The sequence below is a fragment of the Paraburkholderia sp. BR10954 genome (assembly GCF_040965775.1).
Classification (GTDB): domain Bacteria; phylum Pseudomonadota; class Gammaproteobacteria; order Burkholderiales; family Burkholderiaceae; genus Paraburkholderia; species Paraburkholderia youngii.
Window position 1 is genome coordinate 1 of the sequence record NZ_JBFRCK010000146.1, and the last position, 2,224, is coordinate 2,224.

Below are 2,224 nucleotides of genomic sequence, written 5' to 3' on the forward strand. Positions count from 1 at the left end.
CAGGAAGGCGAAGGCATAATCATCGCCAACCTGCTGAACCGGTGGAACGCCTTCGGCAAACCGGTTTGCGTCAAAAATGCATAGTCGCGTCCATGGCAAGGGAACTCGTACCCATCCGGACAAAGCCACGCTGTAGGGTCGCGAGCGGGTGCCCTGTACCTCGCCGACAAGGATATCGTCAGCCTACCACTGTGAATCCGAGACAGCCAGACCATAGTCGCGCGACTTCGCGACCGTGTAGGCGTCCAGCCATGCGGTGATCTGTTACATTTGTCGCAAATGCGACGTTGAGAACATTGAAGCTGCCGCTTCGGAAGACTCGCTGGAATACCGAACTGACGTGGGATTTGCCGCCTCATGCATACTTGGCACAAAAAATGCTGATCAAGAGAGAAGTTAGTGGGTGCGGCAGCAGGCAGCGTGGTGCAAGGCATTGCACATCGCCACGCCCAACTCGTTCAACGTAGCGATCGTTAGGGCTACCCAATGATAGCGTTATCGAAAGGAGAGGCGGGCGAAGGCCGTGCTGCCCACGGAGAGCTATCCCCCCGGCATGAAGGCCGGGATTCCCCGCGCATTCTAATGAAAAAATTTTTAGTATCAATCGCCTCGTTTGTGTTGCTACTGTCGATGACGGTGACCTCAGCCGCTGCAGCCGTGGCTGCCCCCGCGCCGTTGCCAAAGTGGAGCGTGTTGATTTTCATGAACGGGAAGAACGATCTCGAACCGTTTGCTCTGCAAAACTGGAGGCAGATCGCGAACGCGGGAAGTACAGACGAGGTGGCCATTGCCGTCGAGTTCGGACGAATCGGCGATCCCGATGAACCCGGTAGCTGGGGCGGCGTGAAGCGCTTTTTTGTCGAGAAAGGCATGACTCCGGATGCGGCGAACGCAGTACAGGACCCAGCACAGCTAGTGCGGAATGCGGACATGGGCGACTTTGATGCATTTCGTGAATTCCTCGCATGGGGAAAGAAGTACCATCCTGCGAAGCACTATATGGTGGTTGTTTGGAATCACGGAGCGGGGTGGCGCGCGAACCGAAAGTCGTCGCCTCCGATGCGATCCGTGTCGTTCGATGAAGAAACTCAACACGCACTTTATAACGTCGACGTGTCAAATGCGATCCAGCAGGTATTTGGAGAAGAAAAGATCGACGTCGCTGGCTTTGATGCTTGTCTAATGGCGAATCTAGAAAATGCATACGAGTTGCGCTCGCGAGCGAGTTATTTGGTTGGAAGCGAGGAACTGGAGCCGGGCGCGGGATGGGACTACGGGTTCCTCGGCGAACTCGTCAAAAATCCGGCAATGAGCGGGAGCGATTTGTCCAAATCGATTGTCGCACATTACGCAACTTACTATACCGCTAATCCGTCGGGCCACGTGACACTTTCCGCAATCGATCTTGGTAAAGTCGTCCAGATTGTCGAGGGGCTAAATCGAACTGCCGCGTCGATCGAGGCCAACGCGCCCGTCGCATTCGTGCCACTGGCATCGTCGTTCGATCGCGGCGCTGTGTCCTCATTGTCAGAGCCGTCGTTCGACAGTGCTGCGGCTGCGCGCGAATCGCGCGCACCTCTGCGCTACTACGGCGACGCGACCGTCGGCGCAGTCGACCTCTCCGCTTGGCTGGACAACCTTGTCGCGACCAAATTGACCAATCCAGTGACGGCCTCCTCCGCAAGCAGCGCGCGGACCGCTCTCCGGGCGGCTGTTCTCGTCAATTTTCACGCAGGCTGCTCGGCTAGCGCGACGGCTTGCGGTGACAATGGTCTATCGATCCTTTTTCCCAAGAGCGGTACGGACTACAATTTCTTAGTCGATGCAAGCGGTTATGACAGGACGAATGTGTTCAAGCCCGTGGCGTTCGTCAAAGAGACAGGTTGGCCGAAGTTTCTTCACGACGTGTTCGGCATTCCGCTGAAGCTCTAGTGTGGTGAGTTAGAAATTCATTTCATTAATCAGTTTTGCTGCCAGCGATGACGAAGTGCTGCTTGAAGAGGCGTTCGGATTCGCGCAAACCGTCGTCGGTGAGGATCACGGATTTCGCTTTATTGACCGGATCGCCGATCAGGCCGCGTTCGTAGAGTCGGTTGGGCGCATCCCAATCGAAGCTCTTCCAGGCGCGGTTGTGGTCGTGCAGTGTCAAATAGAGAAGCGCGAGGACGGTGTCGTCAATCGCGGCAGTGTCGATGTTCATGGTGTTCATCCGATAACGTTTAGA

2 protein-coding genes are annotated in these 2,224 nt (G+C 56.0%); one reads left to right on the forward strand and one right to left on the reverse strand.

The window, feature by feature from the left end:
- Positions 1–582 precede the first annotated feature (582 nt).
- Positions 583–1,932, forward strand: coding sequence for a clostripain-related cysteine peptidase (locus tag AB4Y34_RS41440; RefSeq protein WP_368719255.1), 1,350 nt, complete (start codon positions 583–585; stop codon positions 1,930–1,932).
- Positions 1,933–1,957: 25 nt separating this feature from the next.
- On the opposite strand, the gene AB4Y34_RS41445 is transcribed toward AB4Y34_RS41440, so the two are convergent.
- A complete protein-coding gene (locus tag AB4Y34_RS41445) occupies positions 1,958–2,200 on the reverse strand; it encodes a DUF6429 family protein (protein ID WP_176370162.1) in 243 nt (80 codons plus the stop codon).
- Positions 2,201–2,224 lie beyond the last annotated feature (24 nt).

Coding starts and splice junctions, on each gene's coding strand:
- AB4Y34_RS41445 (WP_176370162.1), bottom strand. CDS start 2,200: ATGAACATCGACACTGCCGCGATTGACGACACCGTCCTCGCGCTTCTC.
- AB4Y34_RS41440 (WP_368719255.1), top strand. CDS start 583: ATGAAAAAATTTTTAGTATCAATCGCCTCGTTTGTGTTGCTACTGTCG.